The 19,828-nt window shown below is 68.0% G+C and carries 19 protein-coding genes and 1 rRNA gene; 14 read left to right on the forward strand and 6 right to left on the reverse strand.

The genetic code is table 11. From position 1 onward, the window contains the following. The first annotated feature begins 1 nt into the window (after position 1). Positions 2–862, forward strand: a complete 861-nt coding sequence (locus INQ48_28390) for a phosphatase PAP2 family protein (GenBank protein ID QRF57179.1) — start codon at positions 2–4, stop codon at positions 860–862. Positions 863–941: 79 nt separating this feature from the next. On the opposite strand, the gene INQ48_28395 is transcribed toward INQ48_28390, so the two are convergent. After that, complete coding sequence (locus INQ48_28395; GenBank protein QRF57180.1) at positions 942–2,012, reverse strand: asparaginase; 1,071 nt, start codon at positions 2,010–2,012, stop codon at positions 942–944. A 161-nt stretch (positions 2,013–2,173) separates the two neighbouring features. Here INQ48_28395 and INQ48_28400 point away from each other — a divergent pair, with 161 nt between their 5' ends. The 8 genes from INQ48_28400 to INQ48_28435 all read left to right on the forward strand — a co-directional run bounded on the left by INQ48_28400 (position 2,174) and on the right by INQ48_28435 (position 9,836). After that, a complete protein-coding gene (locus tag INQ48_28400; GenBank protein ID QRF57181.1) occupies positions 2,174–2,854 on the forward strand; it encodes a TetR family transcriptional regulator C-terminal domain-containing protein in 681 nt (226 codons plus the stop codon). Between the two features lie 124 nt (positions 2,855–2,978). Continuing rightward, a complete protein-coding gene (locus INQ48_28405) occupies positions 2,979–3,566 on the forward strand; it encodes an NAD(P)H-dependent oxidoreductase (GenBank protein ID QRF57182.1) in 588 nt (195 codons plus the stop codon). After that, positions 3,563–4,855 carry an amidohydrolase family protein gene (locus INQ48_28410; GenBank protein QRF57183.1) on the forward strand — a complete coding sequence of 431 codons (1,293 nt, stop codon included), beginning with the start codon at positions 3,563–3,565 and terminating at the stop codon, positions 4,853–4,855. Before INQ48_28405 ends, INQ48_28410 begins: the two co-directional genes overlap by 4 nt. 40 nt (positions 4,856–4,895) lie before the next feature. Then, entirely contained in the window at positions 4,896–5,759 is an 864-nt protein-coding gene (locus tag INQ48_28415) for a creatininase family protein (protein QRF57184.1), read from the forward strand. A 65-nt stretch (positions 5,760–5,824) separates the two neighbouring features. Next, complete coding sequence (locus INQ48_28420) at positions 5,825–6,805, forward strand: ABC transporter substrate-binding protein (GenBank protein ID QRF57185.1); 981 nt, start codon at positions 5,825–5,827, stop codon at positions 6,803–6,805. A 13-nt stretch (positions 6,806–6,818) separates the two neighbouring features. Further along, positions 6,819–7,649, forward strand: coding sequence for an ABC transporter ATP-binding protein (locus INQ48_28425; protein ID QRF57186.1), 831 nt, complete (start codon positions 6,819–6,821; stop codon positions 7,647–7,649). Further along, on the forward strand, positions 7,646–8,449 hold the full coding sequence (locus INQ48_28430; GenBank protein ID QRF57187.1) for an ABC transporter permease: 804 nt from the start codon (positions 7,646–7,648) through the stop codon (positions 8,447–8,449). Before INQ48_28425 ends, INQ48_28430 begins: the two co-directional genes overlap by 4 nt. Before the next feature lie 7 nt (positions 8,450–8,456). Continuing rightward, positions 8,457–9,836 (forward strand): FAD-binding oxidoreductase, encoded by a 1,380-nt coding sequence (locus tag INQ48_28435; GenBank protein ID QRF57188.1) that lies wholly within the window; start codon positions 8,457–8,459, stop codon positions 9,834–9,836. A 1-nt stretch (position 9,837) separates the two neighbouring features. On the opposite strand, the gene lnt is transcribed toward INQ48_28435, so the two are convergent. From lnt to INQ48_28455, 4 genes are all read right to left on the reverse strand, one after another. Continuing rightward, positions 9,838–11,361 (reverse strand): apolipoprotein N-acyltransferase, encoded by a 1,524-nt coding sequence (gene lnt, locus INQ48_28440; protein ID QRF57189.1) that lies wholly within the window; start codon positions 11,359–11,361, stop codon positions 9,838–9,840. Beyond that, complete coding sequence (locus INQ48_28445; GenBank protein ID QRF57190.1) at positions 11,361–12,239, reverse strand: CBS domain-containing protein; 879 nt, start codon at positions 12,237–12,239, stop codon at positions 11,361–11,363. Before INQ48_28445 ends, lnt begins: the two co-directional genes overlap by 1 nt. A gap of 120 nt (positions 12,240–12,359) precedes the next feature. Beyond that, the gene (locus INQ48_28450; GenBank protein ID QRF57191.1) at positions 12,360–13,088 is read right to left on the reverse strand and encodes a GNAT family N-acetyltransferase; all 729 of its coding nucleotides are present in this window, start codon (positions 13,086–13,088) and stop codon (positions 12,360–12,362) included. 109 nt (positions 13,089–13,197) lie between these two features. Next, positions 13,198–13,671, reverse strand: coding sequence for an Lrp/AsnC family transcriptional regulator (locus INQ48_28455; GenBank protein ID QRF57192.1), 474 nt, complete (start codon positions 13,669–13,671; stop codon positions 13,198–13,200). A 160-nt stretch (positions 13,672–13,831) separates the two neighbouring features. On the opposite strand from INQ48_28455, the gene hppD reads away from it, so the two are divergent. From hppD to INQ48_28480, 5 genes are all read left to right on the forward strand, one after another. Then, on the forward strand, positions 13,832–14,959 hold the full coding sequence (hppD, locus tag INQ48_28460) for a 4-hydroxyphenylpyruvate dioxygenase (protein QRF57193.1): 1,128 nt from the start codon (positions 13,832–13,834) through the stop codon (positions 14,957–14,959). A 29-nt stretch (positions 14,960–14,988) separates the two neighbouring features. Further along, a complete protein-coding gene (locus tag INQ48_28465) occupies positions 14,989–15,795 on the forward strand; it encodes a transporter substrate-binding domain-containing protein (GenBank protein QRF57194.1) in 807 nt (268 codons plus the stop codon). 15 nt (positions 15,796–15,810) lie between these two features. Next, positions 15,811–16,683, forward strand: coding sequence for a phenylalanine 4-monooxygenase (locus INQ48_28470; protein QRF57195.1), 873 nt, complete (start codon positions 15,811–15,813; stop codon positions 16,681–16,683). A 159-nt stretch (positions 16,684–16,842) separates the two neighbouring features. Then, on the forward strand, positions 16,843–18,540 hold the full coding sequence (locus tag INQ48_28475) for an AMP-binding protein (protein ID QRF57196.1): 1,698 nt from the start codon (positions 16,843–16,845) through the stop codon (positions 18,538–18,540). Further along, positions 18,541–19,470, forward strand: coding sequence for an MBL fold metallo-hydrolase (locus tag INQ48_28480; protein QRF57197.1), 930 nt, complete (start codon positions 18,541–18,543; stop codon positions 19,468–19,470). 115 nt (positions 19,471–19,585) lie between these two features. Here INQ48_28480 and rrf read toward each other — a convergent pair. Beyond that, a 5S ribosomal RNA gene (gene rrf, locus INQ48_28485) occupies positions 19,586–19,698 on the reverse strand. Positions 19,699–19,828 lie beyond the last annotated feature (130 nt).

Here is a 19,828-nt window from a genome sequence, read left to right on the forward strand (position 1 = left end):
CATGTCATCGGCAGTCCCCGTCCCCTCCTCCCTTTCCTCCTCTCCCCTCCCCACCCCGCCCGCCCTGGTCGCGCATGCCGAACAGCTCGGCGCCCACGCGCTGGGCGGCTTCCTCTCGCTGCTGCTGGCCTCGGTGCTGATCGCCGGCCTGGCCTGCTGGATGGCGCAGCGCCGCCGGCTCGCGCTGGCGGCCGAGGAAGAGCCCGACGAACCGCGGCTGGTGCTGGCGCTGGCGCTCGGCTTCGCGGCGATCCTCGGCGCCTCGAGCCTGTTCGCCTGGATCGCCTCGAACCTCGGCGACGGCCGCACGCTGGGCCTGGCCGACCAGGCACTGACCGATGCGATCGCGCAGCACATGCCGCGCGGCGTGATCCTCGCGTTCAGCTGGCTCACGCGGCTCGGCGACTTCGCCACCTTGGCGCCGGTGGCGGTGCTGGTGGCGCTGCTGCTGTGGCTGCGTTCCCATCGCGGCCTGGCGCTGGGCTGGTCGATGGCGCTGGGAGGCATCGTGCTGCTGAACCCTGCCCTCAAGCAGATCTTCGCGCGCGCCCGGCCGCTGCACGACCACGGCCTGGCGCACGAGACCAGCTACAGCTTCCCGAGCGGCCACAGCGCGGGCGCGATCGTGAGCTACGGCATGCTGGTCTATCTCGCGCTGCGCCTGCTGCCGCCGCGCTGGCACGTGGCGGCGGCGATGGCCGGCGCGGGTGCGATCGTCACCATCGCCTGCAGCCGGATCTTCCTGCAGGTGCACTTCGCGAGCGACGTGGTGGCGGGCCTGCTGACCGGGCTGGCCTGGCTGGTGGTGTGCGTGGGCGGGCTGGAGTTCGCGCGGCATCGCCAGCGGCGGCTCGCGCGCTGAAACCGGCCGCGAAAGAAAAAGGACCGCGCCCTTCCCTGCGGAAGGAGCGCGGCCCCAGAGACCGACCCGGATCGAGGGATCAGTATTCCCAGAAGATGCGCTGCAGTTCCTTGGTGTCGCTGGTCTTGGTCAGCGCGACCATCGCGAGGATGCGCGCCTTCTGCGGGCGCAGGTCGTGCGCCACCACCCAGTCGTACTTGTCGTCGGGCTGCTCGGCGTTGCGGATCACGAAGCCGTCGGGCACGCGCGAGCTGCGGATGACGACGATGCCGTCGGCGCGCACCTTCTGCAGGTTCGGCACGATGCGGTCGGCGACCGAGCCGTTGCCGGTGCCGCCATGGATCAGCGCCTTGATGCCGCTCTTGCCGAGCGCGTCGATGGCGGTCGAGGACACGCCCTCGTAGCCCATGGCGATCTCGACCGGCGGCAGCGCGTTGATCTTGTCGATGTCGAACTCCGAGTTCACGGTGTGGCGCTTCACGGGCGCGCGGAACCAGTAGTTCTTGCCCTCGACCACCATGCCCAGCGGTCCCCACTGGCTCGAGAAGGCGCTGGTCTTGATGTTCACGCTCTTGCTCACGTCGCGGCCGGTGTCGATGTTGTCGCCCATCGTCACCAGCACGCCCTTGCCCGCGGCGTCCTTGCTGCCGGCCACCGTCACGGCGTCGTACAGGTTGAGCGCGCCGTCGGCCGACAGCGCGGTGCCCGGACGCATCGAGCCGACCACCACGATCGGCTTGGAGGTGTGCACGGTCAGGGTCAGGAAGTAGGCGGTTTCTTCGAGCGTGTCGGTGCCGTGCGTGATCACGATGCCGTCGACGTCGTTCTGCTTCGACAGCGCCGACACGCGCTTGGCGAGCGTGAGCAGGTTGTCGTTGGTGAGGCTTTCGGAGGCGACCTGGAACACCTGTTCGCCGCGCACGTTGGCGACCTTGGAGAGCTCGGGCAGGCCCGCGATCAGCTTCTCGACACCGACCTTGGCGGCCGCGTAGGTGGCGCTGTTGACGGCCGAGGCGCCGGCGCCCGCGATGGTGCCGCCGGTGGCCAGGATCACCACGTTGGGGAGCGCCTGCTGCGCCTGCGCGAGCGCGCTGGCCGCCAGCATCGCGGCACCGGCCGCGAGGGCCCTGAAGCGGGGGGAAAGGTACATGGAGAACTCCTTGTGTTGAATGAATTTTTCGAGGCGGCGAGAAGATACATGAACCATGCCCGGCTGGCCGGCGCGGCCATGCCGGCATGGCATGCGGTCATGCGGCCGTGGCGAAGCAGGCATTACCATCCAACGCGCGCACGCCGCGCCACTCCCTCGCCATGAACGCCGACTCCGCCGCCCTTCCCGTCTCGACCGCCCAGGAAATGCCCGCGCCCGACGGCCCGCTGTCGCGCGCGCGCCCGGGCCGCGAACGCATCATGGCGGCGATCCGCACCGCGGCGATCGCGGAGTTCAGCCTGCACGGCCTGAAGGGCACCTCGACCCAGGCCATCGCGGCGCGCGCCGGCCTCACCAAGCCGCAGCTGCACTACTACATCGTCGGCAAGGAAGAGCTGTACGAAGAACTGCTGATGCAAGTGCTGCATGCGTGGAAGGTGGTGTTCTTGTTCGAGGACGCGAGCGACCCGGCGACGGTGCTCGGCGACTACATCCGCAAGAAGCTCGACCATGCGATCGACAGCCCCGAGATGTCGCGCATCTTCACGCGCGAGATCCTCGACGGCGGCCGCAACCTCGACCGCTACTGGCCCAACGCGCGCGCCTGGACGCAGAAGAAGGTCGACATCATCAACGGCTGGATCGCGCGCGGCCAGATGCGCCCGCTCGATGCGCGCATCCTGCTGATGCACGTCTGGGCCATGACCCAGAGCTACGCCGACTACGCGATCCAGACCCGCGTGATGCTGGGCCTGCCGCCCGACGCGCCGATCGACCGCGAGCCGATCGCGCGCGAGCTGGTGGCCTTCGTGCTGGCCGGCTGCGGCATCCGCGCGAGCTAGCAGCGCGCGCCGCCCGGGCGCCCTCCTCCTCCGCCAGAACCGCGCCGGCCCCAATCCGGTGCGCCCGCGCTGGCACGTCGCTTGCTAAACCTGACCACTTGCTCTGATTAAGCGGTCAAACACCATGCGCGTGCTCGTCGTCTACTGCCACCCGGTCGAAACCAGCTTCCATGCCGCCCTGCACCAGGAGGTGCTGAAGAACCTGCGCGCGGCCGGCCACGAGGTCGACGACTGCGACCTCTATGCCGAGGGCTTCGATCCGGTGCTCTCGCGCGAGGAGCGGCTGGGCTACCACGAGGTGCCGGCCAACCAGCTGCCGCTCAAGCCCTACGTCGAGCGGCTGCAGTGGGCCGAGGGCATCGTGTTCTGCTTCCCGACCTGGTGCTTCGGCCTGCCGGCCATGCTCAAGGGCTACTTCGACCGGCTGTTCATGCCCGGCGTGGCCTTCGACATCAGCGACCCCGCCAACGTGAAGCCGATGCTCACGCACATCAAGCGCATCAGCGCCGTGGTCACCTACGGCCGGCCGCGCTGGGTGGCGATGTACATGGGCGACCCGCCGCGCAAGATCGTCACGCGCTACATGAAACGGCTGACCGGGCATGGCGCCCGGGTCGACTACCACGCCCACTACCACATGAACGTGGCGACCGAGCCCCAGCTGAAGCGCTTCATGGCCAAGGTCGGCAACGCCATGGCGCGCTTCGCATGAGCGCGCCCGTGCTGCTCGACCGGCTGCGCCTGCCGCGCTGGCTGCTGCCGGCCGACTGGCCGCAGCGCGACGGCGTGCCGGCGCTCGCACGGCTCGCGATAGAGGGTGGCCGCGTGCAGACGCTGCGCCCCGCGGACGATGCCCCGACGCCCGCCGCGGGCTGGGACCTCGGCGGCACGCTCGCGCTGCCGGGCTTCGTCGATGCCCACACGCACCTCGACAAGGTCTTCACGCTGCCGCGCATGAAGGCGGTGCAGCCGGGCCTGCTCGGCGCCATCGACGCGATGCTGGCCGACCGCGTGAACTGGACGCCCGCCGACGTGCGCGAACGCGCGGCGCGCGGCCTGCAATGGGCCTGGGAATGCGGCACCACGCACCTGCGCACGCACGTCGACTGGTGGGAGCCCGATGCCCTGCCGATGGCCTGGCCGGTGATGGCCGAGCTGGCGCAGGAATGGGAAGGCCGCGTACGGCTCGAGCAGGTGAGCCTGATCAAGCTGCCGCTGTTCGAGGACGCGGCGCAGGCACTGCGACTCGCGAAGCAGGTCAAGGCCACCGGGCCGCACGCGCTGCTCGGCGGCTTCGTGCACTCCACCAACTGGAGCGAGAACGCGTTGCGCAACCTGCTGCGCTCGGCACAGGCCTGCGAGCTCGACATCGACCTGCACGTGGACGAGGAGCTCAATGCCTCGGCCACGGGCCTGGCGGCCACCGCGCGCATCCTGGCCGAGATCGGCTACGAGGGCCGCGTGGTCTGCGGCCACATCTGCGCGCTCGCGGAACAGCCCGAGGCGCAGGCGCTCGCCACGCTCGACGCGGTGGCGCGCGCGCCTATCACGGTGGTCTCGCTGCCCGCCACCAACCTGCTGCTGCAGGACGCCGTGACCGGCCGTACGCCGCGCCGGCGCGGCATCACGCTGGTGAAGGAAGCGCGCGAGCGCGGCATTCCGCTGCTGTTCGCGAGCGACAACGTGCAGGACCCGTTCTGCCGCCTCGGCAGCTTCGACCCCGTCGAAGCGCTGGGCACGGCCGCGCTGGTGGCGCAGCTCGACGAGCCGTTCGAGACCTGGTCGCAGGCGCTGTGCCGCGCCGACTGGCTGCGCCGCGACGCCACCGTGCAACGCCCGACGCTCGTCGGCGCGAGCGCCGACCTCGTGCTGTTCGGCGCGGCCGACCGCTTCGGCTGGCCCTCGCGCAGCGCGCAGCGCGTGGTGCTGCGCGCGGGCCGCGTCGCGCACGGCGAGGTGCCCGCTGCCTGGCGCGCGCACGGCGGCGCCGTCAGCGCCTGAGCCCTCTTCAACGAACAGAACCACTCCAAGGACCGTCCCCATGCTCCACGGCTACATCCCTCCCCACCGCTTCCTGCCCTACCTGAGCTGGACCGAGATCGCCGCGCTGCCCGACCGCGAGAACACGGTCATCGTGCTGCCCTGCGGCGCGATCGAGCAGCACGGCCCGCACCTGCCGTGCTCGGTCGACAGCGTGATCAGCTCGGGCGTGATGGGCAGGGCGCTCGAGAAGCTGCCGGCCGAGGTGCGCGCCTTCGCGCTGCCCACCATCACCTACGGCAAGTCGGAAGAGCACCTGCACTTCCCGGGCACGATGACGCTGACCGGCACCACGCTGCTGTCGACCGTGACCGAGATCGGCGAGTCGGTCTACCGCTCGGGCTTTCGCAAGCTGCTGTTCGCCAACGGCCACGGCGGCCAGCCGCAGGTGCTCGAGATGGCGGCGCGCGAGCTGCGGCTGCGCCATGGCGACTTCGTGGTGGTGCCGCACGGCGTGTCGCGGCTGCCGAGCGCGGCCAGCAAGCAGGTCAGCGAGCAGGAGAAGAAGCTCGCGATGCATGCCGGCCATTCCGAGACCGCGCTGATGCTCGCGCTCGCGCCCGAGACGGTGCACATGGAGCGCGCGGTGGCCAACTTCCCGCCGCCCTTCCCGATCAAGCTGCTGTCGGCCGACGGCCGCCCGGCCTGCGCCTGGACCGCGCGCGACTTCGGCCCCAGCGGCGTGATCGGCGACCCGACCACCGCCACGCGCGAACAGGGCGAGGCGATCCTCGACACGCTGTCCGACAGCTGGGTGCAGGCGCTGACCGAGCTGCATGCGCTGCGCTGGGTGGTGCGCGAGGAAGCCACCTGGGAGCGCGGCCACCAGCAGGGCTTCGTACAGCAGTCCTTCGCGCCGGCCTGAGCCTGCTTCTTGCATCGGCCCGTCTTTCCCCTTTTTCTTCACCCACGCCCTAGAGAGGTCCTCCCATGCGCTCCTTCGCACTGTCCCTGGCCGGCGCCGCCGCCATCGCCTTCCTCGCCGCGCCCGCGCAGGCCGAGGACAAGTTCACCTACATGACCAACTGGTACGCGCAGGCCGAGCACGGCGGCTTCTACCAGGCCGTGGCGCAGGGCATCTACAAAAAGTACGGCCTCGACGTGACCATCAAGATGGGCGGCCCGCAGGTCAACATCACGCAGATGATGGCGGCCGGCCAGGCCGACTGCATCATGGGCTCGAGCGACATCCAGATGATGCAGGTGCGCGAGGGCGGCGTGCCGGTGGTCAACGTGGCGGCCTTCTTCCAGAAGGACCCGCAGGTGCTGATCGCGCACGACGACGTGAAGGGCTTCGAGGACCTCAAGGGCAAGACGCTGCTGATCGGCGCGCAGGCCAACCGCGGCTACTGGCCCTGGCTCAAGGCCAAGTTCGGCCTCAAGGACGAGCAGACCCGGCCCTACACCTTCAACATCCAGCCCTTCGTGGCCGACAAGAACACGGCCCAGCAGGGCTACCTGACCTCCGAGCCCTACGCGATCCAGAAGGCCGGCGTGAAGAGCACCGTGCTGATGTTCAGCGACCACGGCTTCCCGGCCTATGCCACCACCGTGTCGTGCATGGAGAAGACGGTGAAGGAGCGCGGCAAGCAGGTCGCGGCCTTCGTCAAGGCCTCGGCCGAAGGCTGGAAGAGCTACCTCGCCGATCCCGCGCCCGCCAACGCGCTGATCAAGAAGGACAACCCCAACATGACCGACGACCAGCTCGCCTACAGCGTGGCCAAGCTCAAGGAGATGGGAATGATCACGGGCGGCGACGCCGGCAAGCTCGGCATCGGCGTGATGACCGATGCGCGCGCCAAGGCCAGCTACGACTTCCTCGTGAGCGCCAAGCTGCTCGACCCGGCCAAGGTCGAGCTCGCGAAGACCTACACGACCGAGTTCGTGAAGGACGCCAAGGTGCTGCCCTGATCGTCGCCACGCCATGAACCGCATCGACCCCCACACTCTCGCGCCGCCGACGGTGCCTGCCGTGCCCGCGGTGGAAGTGCTCTCGGCCGAGAAGACCTATCCCAACGGCACGCAGGCGCTGCTGCCGGTCGACCTGTCGATCGCCGAGGGCGAGTTCGTCACGCTGCTCGGCCCCTCGGGCTGCGGCAAGAGCACGCTGCTCAAGATGGTGGCGGGCATGCTCGAGCCCAGCGACGGCCGGCTTTTGGTGTGGCGCAAGCCGGTGAGCCAGCTGCACGACAGCGCGCGCCGGATGTCCTTCGTGTTCCAGTCGCCCACGCTGATGCCCTGGGCCAGCGTGCAGACCAACGTGCGGCTGCCGCTCGACCTGGCAGGCGTGCCGCGCAAGGAGGCCGATGCGCGCGTGATGGAGTCGCTGGCGCTGGTGGGCCTCGAGAAGTTCGCCAGCGCGCTGCCGCGCGCGCTCTCGGGCGGCATGCAGATGCGGGTGTCGATCGCGCGCGGGCTGGTCACGCAGCCCGACCTGCTGCTGATGGACGAGCCCTTCGGCGCGCTCGACGAGATCACGCGCCACAAGCTCGACGCCGACCTGCTCGAGCTCTGGCGCAAGAAGAAGCTCACGGTGATCTTCGTGACGCACTCGATCCACGAGGCCGTGTTCCTCTCGAGCCGCGTGGTGATGATGGCCGCGCGGCCGGGCCGCGTGGTCGAGCAGTTCCAGATCGACGAACCCTATCCGCGCAACGCCGATTTCATGGTCACGCCCGAGTTCGCACGCCATGCGAAGCGGCTGCAGGACAGCCTGCTGCGCGCCAGCCATGCCGACGAGGAGCACGCGCGATGAGCCGCACGCCGCTGCTGAGCCAGCCGCGCGTGCAGCGCGTGCTCTATCCCCTGGCGATCGGCGTGCTGCTGATCGCGCTGTGGCAATGGATGGTGGTGGCGATGGAGCTGCCGCCCTACCTCGTGCCCTCGCCCTGGCTGATGCTGCAGACCTTGGTGACCGACTGGGCGCCGCTGGGCAGCGCGCTGCTGGTCACGCTCAAGATCACCGTGCTGTCCTTCGTGCTCGCCACGGTGGCGGGCGTGCTGATCTCGTTCCTGTTCGTGCAGAGCAAGCGCATCGAGACCGCGCTCTTTCCGTACGCGGTGCTGCTGCAGGTCACGCCGATCGTGGCGGTGGCGCCGCTGATCATCATCTGGGTCAAGAACCCGACGGCCGCGATGACGGTGTGCGCGGCGCTGGTGGCGCTGTTCCCGATCATCAGCAACACCACGCTGGGCCTGCGCAGCATCGACCCCGATCTGCAGAGCTACTTCAAGCTCAACCGCGCCACGCGCTGGCAGCAACTGGTGCGGCTGCGCATCCCGAGCGCGCTGCCCTACTTCTTCGGCGGGCTGCGCATCTCCAGCGGCCTCGCGCTGATCGGCGCGGTGGTGGCCGAGTTCGTGGCCGGCACCGGCGGCTCGGGCGCGGGACTGGCCTACCAGATCCTGCAGGCCGGCTTCCAGCTGAACATCCCGCGGATGTTCGCCGCGCTGCTGCTGATTTCCCTCACCGGCGTCGCGCTCTTCGTGCTGATGGCCTGGCTCACCAAGGTGGCGCTGGGCTCGTGGCATGCGAGCGAACTTTCCCAGGACTGATCCCAACATGAACGCACAAGAATTCCCCATCGGGCCGCTGCTGCTCGAACTCCCCGACCTCGACTGGATCACCGACGAGGGCCGCGTCGTGCGGCTGTCGCAGGACTTCTCCTGGTTCAGCCCGGTGCTCAAGCGCCAGCTCGAAGGCAAGCATGCCGACGTGGTGGTGCGCCCGCGCAGCGAGGACGAGATCCGCGCGGTGGTCGGCGCCTGCGCGCGCCACGGCGTGCCGATCACCGTGCGCGGCAGCGGCACCGGCAACTACGGCCAGACCACGCCGCTGGCCGGCGGCGTGGTGCTCGACATGACCGGCTACAACGCCTGCCTCTGGGTGCAGCCCGGCGTGGCGCGCGCGCAGGCCGGCATCCGCCTGGGCGAGCTCGAGAAGCAGACCAGGGCCAGCGGCCAGGAGATGCGCTGCGTGCCCTCGACCTACCGCAGCGCCACGCTCGGCGGCCTGTTCGGCGGCGGCTTCGGCGGCGTGGGCTCGATCAACTACGGGCCGCTGGGCGCGCCCGGCAACGTGCTCGGCATCCGCGCGATGACCATCGAGCCCGAACCCCAGGTGGTGGAACTGCGCGGTGCCGAGGCGATGCGCATGCACCACCTGTGGGGCACCAACGGGCTGGTGCTCGAGCTCGAGGTCGCGCTGGCGCCCGCGCATCCGTGGCTCGAGACGCTCGTGACCTTCTCCGATTTCGAGGGCGCGCTGAACTTCGCCGACAGGCTCGCGAATGCGCCGGGCATCGTGAAGCGCGAGGTGTCGTTCTATGCGGCGCCGATCTCCGACCACCTGGCGCAACTCGCGGCGCACCTGCCCAAGGGCTGCCACACGGTGCTGTCGCTGGTGGCCGAGGCCAGCGAGCCGGCGCTGCTGCAGCTGGTCGAGAGCTTCGGCGGCAGCGTGAGCTACCGCAAGACCGCGGCCGAGGTGCAGAAGAGCAACCGCACCCTGATGGAATTCACCTGGAACCACACGACGCTGCACGCGCTCAAGGTCGACCCGACCCTGACCTACCTGCAGAGCGGCTTCGTGCCGGGGCGCCACGTGGCGCAGGTCATCGAGATGGAGAAGCTGCTCGGCGGCGAGGTGATGATGCACCTGGAGTTCATCCGCAACGTGGCGGGCCTGATGACCTGCAGCGGCCTGCAGCTGGTGCGCTTCAGCACCGAGGAACGGCTGCAGGAGATCATGCAGATCCACCGCGAGCACGAGGTGCACATCAACAACCCGCACGTGAACATCGTCGAGGATGGCAAGGCCGGCGGCCCGCTGCCGCCCGAGGTGATCGCGGTGAAGCGGCGCTTCGATCCGCTGGGCCTGCTGAACCCCGGCAAGCTGCGCGACTGGCCGGTGAAGCCGCGCGCGGCCGCGCTGGCGGCCTGAGTCAGGCCGCGCGGCGACGCCGCACGAAGGCGAGCGCGACGATCGCGCAGGCCAGGCCCCACAACGGCCATAGCCCGAGGTGCGCGACCCAGCGCGCATAGGGCGTGAGGCCGGTGCGGCCCTCGACCGGTGCCTCGAGCACGCCGCGCGTGAGCCGCGGCAGCGCATGGGTCACGCGGCCCTCGGCGTCGATGACAACCGTGGCGCCGGTGTTGGTGGCGCGCACCATCGGCCGCGCGAACTCGAGCGCGCGCATGCGCGAGATCGCCAGATGCTGGTCGATGGCGATCGAGTCGCCGAACCAGGCGATGTTGCTGACGTTGAGCAGGATGGTCGGTGCCGTCGCCGCGTCGCGGAAGTTGGCGCCGATCTCGTCGCCGAACAAGTCCTCGTAGCAGATGTTCGGCGCGATGCGCTGGCCCTGCCAGGCGAGCGCGGGCTGCGCGAGGCCGCCGCTGCGGAAGTCGCCGAGCGGGATGCTCATCATGTCGATGAACCAGCGGAAGCCGAAGGGAATGAACTCGCCGAAGGGCACGAGGTGGTGCTTGCTGTAGGCATAGGCCGAGGCAGCGCCGGGCCGGAAGCCGAGCACGGTGTTGGTGTAGCCCTGGCGGTCGCCCAGCGGCAGGCCGACCACGGCCGCCTGGCTGCCGCTCGCATAGCGCGCCTGGATCGCCTCGAGGTAGCCCACGGGCAGCTGCTGCGGCAGCAGCGGGATCGCGGTCTCGGGCGTGACCACCAGCGAGGCCCTGGCATCGCGCAGCTGTTCGCCGTACCAGCGCAGCGCGTTCTCGATGCCGCCGTTGGGGATGAACTTCTCGTCCTGCGCGATGTTGCCCTGCAGCAGCGCGACCTGCAGCGTGCCCGCGGCTTCGCCGCGCGAGGGCTGGGCCACGAGCGGAAAGCCGAACACGAGGGCGATCAGCAACGCGGCGCCCGCGAGTTCGGCGCGGGCCGCGGGCCGTGCCAGCGCGACCAGCGCGGCAGCCAGGGCCGCCACGGCGCCGATGCCGTAGACGCCGACCCATGGTGCCCAGCCCGAGAGCGGCCCCTCGACATGGGCATAGCCGCCCGCGCCCCAGGGAAAACCGGTGAACCAGCTGCCGCGCACCAACTCGGCCAGCGTCCACAGCGCGGCGAACACCAGCGCGCCGGTGACCGTGCCGCGCGGACCGCGCCGCACGAACCAGGCACCGGCGAAGGCGTAGTACAGGCCGAGCGCGGCCGCGAGCGCGAGCACCGCGATCGCGGCCAGCGGCGCGGCGAGGCCGCCGTAGGTGTGCATCGAGATGAAGAGCCACCAGAAGGTGCCGCTGAGCCAGGCGGTGGAGAACAGCCAGGCATGCAGTCCGGCGCGGCGCCAGCCCGCTTGCTGCTCGCGCAGCCGGCGCAGCCCGAAGGCGAAGACGCCGAGCGACACCAGTTGCAGCAGCCACATCGGCCGGCCCGAGCCGGGCATGGCGATCGAGGCGGCCTGCGCCAGTCCGGCCAGCAGGAAGGCCAGGGCCAGCAATGCGGCGCGCATCAGTCGGCCGCGTCGCCGCCGCGGGCCGGCGACACCTTGAACCAGCGCACCGCGCCGCCCTTGGTGTGCAGCACCACGAAGTCGAAGCCGCCGATCGCATGGTGCTCGCCGCGCTTGGGCACGTGGCCCATCTCGTGCGCGATCAGGCCGCCGATGGTGTCGAAGTCCTCGCTGAGCTGTTCCTCGTCGAACACGATGCCGAAGGCCTCGGCCACGCGCTCGATCGGCGTGTCGCCCGAGACGCGGTAGGTGTGGTCGGCCAGGCCGAAGATGTCGCCCTCGTCCTCGGCGATGTCGAACTCGTCCTCGATCTCGCCGACGATCTGCTCGAGCACGTCCTCGATGGTGATCAGGCCGGCCACGCGGCCGAACTCGTCGATGACGATCGCCAGGTGGTTGCGGTTGCCACGGAACTCGCGCAGCAGGTCGTTGAGGCCCTTGCTCTCGGGCACGAAGGTGGCGGGCCGCAGCAGCGCGCGGATGTTCAGGCCCGGCGCGCGCTGCAGCTTGAGCAGGTCCTTCGCGAGCAGGATGCCGATGATGTTTTCCTTCTCGCCCTCGTACACCGGGAAGCGCGAGTGCGCGGTGTCGATGACCAGGTGCAGCAGCGCGTCGTAGGGCGCGTCGATGTTGACCAGGTCCATGCGCGGTGCCGCGACCATCACGTCGCCGGCCGTCATGTCGGCCATGCGCAGCACGCCTTCGAGCATCACGCGCGATTCGGCGCCGATCACCTGGTTGTCTTCGGCATCCGCCAGGGTTTCGATCAGCTCGTCGCGCGAGTCCGGACCGGGATGGATGAATTCGGCGAGCTTCTGGAGAAACCCGCGCTTGTCTTCCCGTTCGACGGGTGCGCGTTCAGGGTGAGGTTCGGCCACTGCGGGAGGGCGTAGTTGGGGGGAGTGCAAGGATACCGGATTGCATGTGACAGGCTCTACCGGGTCCGTCCGGGGGCATGCAAGGAGCGTTCCCGGGCAGGGCCGGGCCGCCCGAGGGCCTTATTGCGCGGACTTGCCTCGCGCGCTGCGCACGCCGCTGCGGACTTCCTGCAGGCTGGCCAGGAAGGCCCAGAACTGCTTGGCACGCGACTTGAGGTGGAAGTCGACTGCGGCGTAGTGCTCGAGCGCGATCTCGCTCATGCGGCTGTCGAAGGTGGCGCTCGGCAGCTGCAGGTGGGCTTCCGATTCGGAACCGCTGCGCACCACGGTGGCGCCGGCATTGCGCGCGATCTTGAGCATCGCGGCGTTCTCGCTGAGCGCATGGATGAACAGCATGCCCACGCCTTCGTTGCGCGCCACGACCACCGCGCGCTCGAACAGCCGGGCGCCATAGCCGCGTCCGCGGGCATGGGCCGAGACCGAGACGCCGAATTCGGCGCAGTCGCTAGGCTGGTGGTCGGGCGCGAAAGCCAGGTGGGCCATCGCGATCAGCTCGAGCTTGCGGTTGTAGATGCCGAACAGCTCGTCGCGATCGAAATCGAGGCCGTCGACATAGCGCTGCACCTGCTCGTCGCCCGCGGCATAGCCGAAACGCAGATAGCGGTCGTGGGCGCTGAGCGCCAGCAGGTGGCTGGCGATGCGGTCGCGCTCGCGCGGGCCGATCGAGCGGATCGGCACCATGACGGGCTGCGGCGCGGTGGCGGCGCGTGGCTGGGCCTCAACCATCGGCGCCTTCAGAAAAGAGCCGAGGCCGAGGGATGCCCTGAGGAGGTCCTTGGCGGTAAGCATGGCTTGAATGTAAGGGTTTTCCCTTAACCCGCAAGCCCGGCGGGACACTTTCGTGACTCATTTGTGAATCAATACCCGAAAGCGTGTGCATCGAGCAACTTTTTCGTGCCTAGACCGGCACGGCCGTGGTGGCTTTGACACGGTCGAGCACGAAACTGGTCTTGCAGTCCTGCACGCTCGGGTGCTTGAGCAGGGTGTCCATGATGAAGCGGCTGTAGTGGGCCATGTCGGCCACGACCACGCGCAGCAGGTAGTCCATCTCGCCCGTGAGGGCGGCGCACTCGACGACCTCGGGCCAGGTCTGGACGCTGGCGCGGAACAGGTCCATCGGGTTGCGCTTGTGGCTCTCGGTGTGCTTTTCGAGCCGCACGTTGAGGTACGCCGTGAGGCCCAGCCCGACGGCCTCGGGCTTGACCAGTGCGACGTAGCGGTCGATTACGCGCTGCTCCTCGAGCCGCTTGACCCGCCGCAGCACGGCGCTGGGCGAGAGGCTGACCTGCTCGGCGATCTGGTCGTAGGTGGCGCGGCCATCTGCTTGCAGCGTGCGCAGAATCAGCCGATCTATCTTGTCGAGTGCTTCCATTAAGGGATTTTTGCATTTTTCCTGCAATCGATCCAAGAAACACGCTCGCAAACGCTGAAATCATGAGCGGCAATCGACCTACATTGCTGCACTGGCCGAGCCGCCATCCTTTTCTTTTCCCTCGATCCCCCGATTCCACTCACTTCTTCGGAGACTTGCCATGAGCCACGCCGACGCGCCCGCCTTCACGCCCTGGGACAACCCCATGGGCACCGACGGCTTTGAATTCATCGAATACGCGGCACCCGATCCGGTCGCCATGGGCAAGGTCTTCGAGCGCATGGGCTTCACGGCCATCGCCAAGCATCGCCACAAGAACGTGCTGCTGTACCGCCAGGGCGAGATCAACTTCATCCTGAATGCCGAGCCCGATTCGTTCGCGCAGCGCTTCGCGCGCGAGCACGGCCCGAGCGTGTGCGCCATCGCCTTCCGCGTGCAGGATGCCAAGGCCGCCTACGAGCGCGCCACCTCGCTGGGCGCCTGGGGCTTCGCCGACAAGGCGGGCCCGGGCGAGCTGAACATCCCCGCCATCAAGGGCATCGGCGACAGCCTGATCTACCTGGTCGACCGCTGGCCCGGCAAGAACGGCGCCAAGCCCGGCGACATCGGCAACATCGGCTTCTACGACGTGGACTTCGAACCGCTGCCGGGCGTGGCCTCGCAGGACGCCCTGACCACCAAGGGCAACGGCCTGACCTACATCGACCACCTGACGCACAACGTCTACCGCGGCCGCATGAACACTTGGGCCGGCTTCTACGAGAAGCTGTTCAACTTCCGCGAGATCAAGTACTTCGACATCGAAGGCCAGGTCACCGGCGTGAAGAGCAAGGCCATGACCAGCCCCTGCGGCAAGATCCGCATCCCGATCAACGAAGAGGGCAAGGAACAGGCCGGCCAGATCCAGGAGTACCTGGACATGTACAAGGGCGAAGGCATCCAGCACATCGCGATGGGCTCGGACGACCTCTACGAGACGGTCGACGCGCTGCGCGCCAAGGGCGTGACCCTGCTGGACACCATCGACACCTACTACGAGCTGGTCGACAAGCGCATCCCGGGCCATGGCGAGAGCGTGGAAGAGCTGCAGAAGCGCAAGATCCTGATCGACGGCAAGAAGGACGCGCTGCTGCTGCAGATCTTCAGCGAGAACCAGCTCGGCCCGATCTTCTTCGAGTTCATCCAGCGCAAGGGCGACGACGGCTTCGGCAACGGCAACTTCAAGGCGCTGTTCGAGAGCATCGAGCTCGACCAGATGCGCCGCGGCGTGCTGAGCGCCGCAAAATAAGCGCTCCTTCCATCCTCCAGGAGCTCCGCATGCGCAACATCCTCTCGATCGGCCTGACCACCCTCGCTGCGACGGTCGTTCTTTCGGGATGCGCGGCGGGGCCGGGAGGCGCGCCGGCCGGCGTCGCATCGGGCTCGCACCTCGACAGCGTGCAGAAGGCGGCCGTGCTGCGCGTCTGCACGCCGGGCGACTACCGGCCGTTCAGCTTCCAGAAGGCCGATGCCTCGTTCGAAGGCATCGACGTCGACCTGATGGCCGGCTTCAGCGCCAGCCTGGGCGCGAAGCCCGAGTGGATCAAGACCACCTGGGCCAACCTGCTGCCCGACCTCGCGGCCGGCAAGTGCGACATCGCCGTGGGCGGCGTGTCGGTGACCACCGACCGCCAGAAGCGGGCCTTCTTCAGCGCGCCCTACATGGTCAACGGCAAGACGCCGATCGCGCGCTGCGCCGACGTGGCCAAGTACCAGAGCGTGGCCGACATCGACAAGCCGGCCACGCGCGTGATCTTCAATCCGGGCGGCAGCAACGAACGCTTCGCCCGCACCAACTTCAAGCAGGCCCGGCTCACGCTGCACGGCGAGAACGTGACGATCTTCGACGAGATCCTCGCCAACCGCGCCGACGTGTTCGTGACCGAGTCGGCCGAGGCGATCGTGCAGCAGAAGCTCAAGCCGGGCCTGTGCGCGATCAATCCCGACAAGCCGCTGCAATACGGCGAAATGGCCTGGATGCTGCCGCGCGACGACGTGGCCTTCAAGGCCTATGTCGACCAATGGCTGCACCTGCAGCAGGCCGGCGGCGACTTCCAGCGCGTCATGGACCGCTGGCTCAAGTAATCAACCGAAGCACCCATGGACACCCCTGCCACCGTCGTCACGCCCGCCGTCTACGGCGCCTCCGATCGCCCGCCGCGCGGCGACTATTCGCGTGGCGGCACGGTGCAGGCCGACTACACCTGCGCGCAGGACTGGGCCAGCTACACGGCGGCCGACCACGACACCTACAAGCGGCTCTACGAGCGCCAGGCCGCGCAGCTGCCGGGGCTGGCCTGCGATGCCTTCATCAAGGCGCTGCCGCTGCTGGGCGTGAAGGACCGCATCCCGCGCTTCGAGGAGCTCAACGAGCGGCTGCACAAGGCCACCGGCTGGGAGATCGTGGCGGTGCCGGGGCTGATTCCCGAGCTGCCTTTCTTCACGCTGCTCGCGAACCGCAAGTTTCCGGTCACCGACTGGATCCGCAAGCCCGAGGAGTTCAACTACATCGTCGAGCCCGACGTGTTCCACGACCTGTTCGGGCACGTGCCGATGCTGTTCGATCCGACCTTCGCGGACTACGTGCAGCGCTATGGCGCGGGCGGCATCAAGGCCCACGAACTCGATGCCGGCGAGAAGCTGGCGCGGCTGTACTGGTACACGGTGGAGTTCGGGCTGATCCGCCAGCCCGATGGACTGCGCGCCTATGGCGCCGGCATCCTGAGCTCGGTCGGCGAGCTGCAGCACGCGGTGCGCTCGAACGAGCCGCTGCGGCTGCCGCTCGATCTGCTGCGCACCATGCGCACGCTCTACAAGATCGACACCTACCAGGCCAACTACTTCGTCATCGACAGCTTCGCGCAGCTGTTCGACCTGACCGAGCCCGACTTCGCGCCGCTGTACCGGGCGCTGGAGACGGCGACCGACATTCCGGCCGGCGTGCTGCAACCCGGCGAATCCGGCAAGGCCTGAGCTTCTTTTTCGGCAGCGGCGCCGAAGTGCGCGGCTCCCGTTCGCTCCATGCATCGATCGGCAGCTATCGCGCAGGCGACAGCCGATGCATTTACCTAGGACAAGCCCGCTGGTCGCTTGTCCTGTGCGGCTCCCACAATCCGCGCCAAAGGAGCTTGCATGCAGACATCCGCGCGACAGCACTATCCGGCCGGCGTACCGCACGAGATCGATCCCGAGCAGTACCGATCGCTTTCCCACATGTTCGACGAGGCTTTCGGCCGCTATGCCGATCGCCCGTTCTCGGTGTGCATGGAGCGCTGGATGTCGTACGGCGAGCTCGATGCGCAGTCGAAGGCACTCGGCGCTTGGCTGCAGTCGCGCGGTCTCGAGCCCGGCGCGCGCGTGGCGATCATGCTGCCGAACATCCCGCAGTTCGCGGTCACCATGTGTGCCGTGCTGCGCGCCGGCTACACCTGTGTGAACGTCAATCCGCTGTACACCGCGCGCGAGCTCGAGCACCAGCTCAAGGACTCGGGCGCGACGGCGATCGTGATCCTCGAGAACTTCGCCTCCACGCTCGAGCAGGTGATCGAGAAGACGCCCGTGAAGCACGTGGTCATCACGGCGATGGGCGACCTGCTCGGCGGCCTCTACGGCAGCTGGATCACGCTCGCGGTGCGGCACCTGAAGAAGATGGTGCCGCCGTTCAAGCTGCCGCTGAGCGATGGCCGCACGGTCACGCCGTTCTCGCAGGCGCTCGGCGAAGGGCGCGGCCGCACGCTGGCCGCGGACAAGAGCACGCTCGATTCGATCGCCTTCCTGCAGTACACGGGCGGCACGACCGGGCTGTCGAAGGGCGCGGTGCTCACCCACCGCAACATCGTGGCCGCCACCCTGCAGGCCGAGGCCTGGTTCACGCCGGCGCTCGCGCGCGCGGGTGACCTCGCGAAGGTCAACAGCATCGCGGCGCTGCCGCTGTATCACATCTTCGCGCTCACTCTGTGCCTGCTCGTGATCCGCCAGGGGTCGCACATGACGCTGGTGCCGAACCCGCGCGACTTCGACAAGTTCATCGCGGTGCTGAAGAAGCGCCCCTTCCACATGCTGCCGGCGGTGAACACCCTGTTCAACGCGCTGCTGATGCATCCCGAGTTCAAGACCATCGATTTCTCGACGCTGTTCGTCTCGCAGGCCGGCGGCATGGCGGCGTCGGAGGGCACGGCGAAGCGCTGGTTCGAGGCCACCGGCTGCCCGATGATCGAAGGCTGGGGCATGAGCGAGACCTGCGCGATCGGCACCAACAACCCGGTGTCGAACACCAGGTTCACCGGCACCATCGGCCTGCCGTTGCCGAGCATCGAGATCGCGATCAAGGACGATGAAGGCAATTCGATGCCGATCGGCGAATCCGGCGAACTCTGCATCAAGGGACCGAACGTGATGAAGGGCTACTACAACCAGCCGGCCGAGACGGCGGCTGCCTTCACCCCCGACGGCTTCATGCGCACCGGCGACGTCGCCGTGATGCAGGAGGACGGCTACAGCCGCATCGTCGACCGCAAGAAGGACATGATCCTGGTCAGCGGCTTCAACGTGTTCCCGAACGAGCTCGAGAACGTGATCTCGCTGTGCCCGGGTGTGGTGGAATGCGCGGCGATCGGTGTGCCCGACGAGAAGCAGGGCGAGGCGATCAAGGTGTTCGTGGTGCGCCGCGACCCGAGCCTGACCGAGGAGGCTGTGCTGCAATACTGCAATGGACAACTCACCGGCTACAAGCGCCCACGGCACATCGAATTCCGCGATGCGCTGCCCAAGACCAACGTCGGCAAGATCCTGCGCCGCGAACTTCGCACCGCCGCCTCCGCGGCTCATTGAATGAGCGCGGCGGCGGTCGCCGGGCTGCCGGCGAATGTCGTCGTGCTCGAGCGAGGGTGGCTGTCGTCCAACAACATCCTCGTGATCGGCGCCGATGAGACGGCGCTGATCGACACCGGTTATGTGACCCATGCCGAGCAGACGGTGACGCTGGTCGAGTCGGCATTGGACGGTCGGCCGCTGGACCGGGTGCTCAACACGCACCTGCACAGCGACCATTGCGGCGGGAACGCGGCGCTGCAGGCGCGCTATCCGGCCCTTCGCATCGAGATTCCGCCGGGCGAGGCGGCGCTGGTGGGTCGCTGGGATGAAGACGCGCTGAGCTTCAAGGCGACGGGGCAGAGCTGCCCGCGGTTTCGTGCCTCGGCGCTGCTGCAGCCCGGGACGGAACGCGAGGTCGGCGGGCTGCACTGGCAGATTCATGCGGCGCCGGGTCACGATCCGCATTCGGTCATTCTGTTCGAGCCTGTGTCGCGGACTTTGGCGTCTGCCGATGCGCTGTGGGAGAACGGGTTTGGTATCGCTTTTCCGGAGTTGAAGGGGGAGCCTTCATTCGGCGAGATGGCGGCCACTCTGAATCTGATCGAGCGCCTGGCGCCATCGATCGTGATTCCGGGGCATGGGTCGGTCTTCACGGATGTGGAAGGCGCGTTGAAGGTGGCACGGCGCCGGCTCGAAGGGCTGCAACGAGATCCCACCAAGCATGCGCGGCATGCGATCAAGGTGCTGATCAAGTTCAAGCTGCTGGAAAAGCAGCGGATGTCGCGCGCGGATTGGATGGCCTGGGTGCGCGAGACGCCTTATCTGGCCATGGTGTGCGGCCGGTTCTTCGAGGGCGTGGCGCTGGATGTGCTGGCGCAGGAGATTTTGGGCGAGCTCGTTGCGGCAAAGGCGGCCGAATCGACCGAATACGAAATTCTCAATCTTTGAATTGAATCGGCAATAAAAAGGCGCATCATTTTGGCCGATGCGCTTTTTGTTTTGCTTTTGCTTGCGCAAAGAAAAAAGCCCCAACCGATTGGTTGGGGCTTTTTTGGCTGTAAGAGCCTGACGATGACCTACTTTCACACGGGAACCCGCACTATCATCGGCGCTGAGTCGTTTCACTGTCCTGTTCGGGATGGGAAGGAGTGGGACCAACTCGCTATGGTCATCAGGCATAAAGGGTTGCTTGGCTGATCACATGATCAACCAAACGAATTCATAGAGTTTTGAATCAGCACGCGCTTAGGCGTTATTTGAATGTGTTTTTGAATGCGTCAACTTGGCATAACACCTTGATCTGACT

Source organism: Variovorax paradoxus (assembly GCA_016806145.1).
Classification (GTDB): Bacteria; Pseudomonadota; Gammaproteobacteria; order Burkholderiales; family Burkholderiaceae_C; genus Variovorax.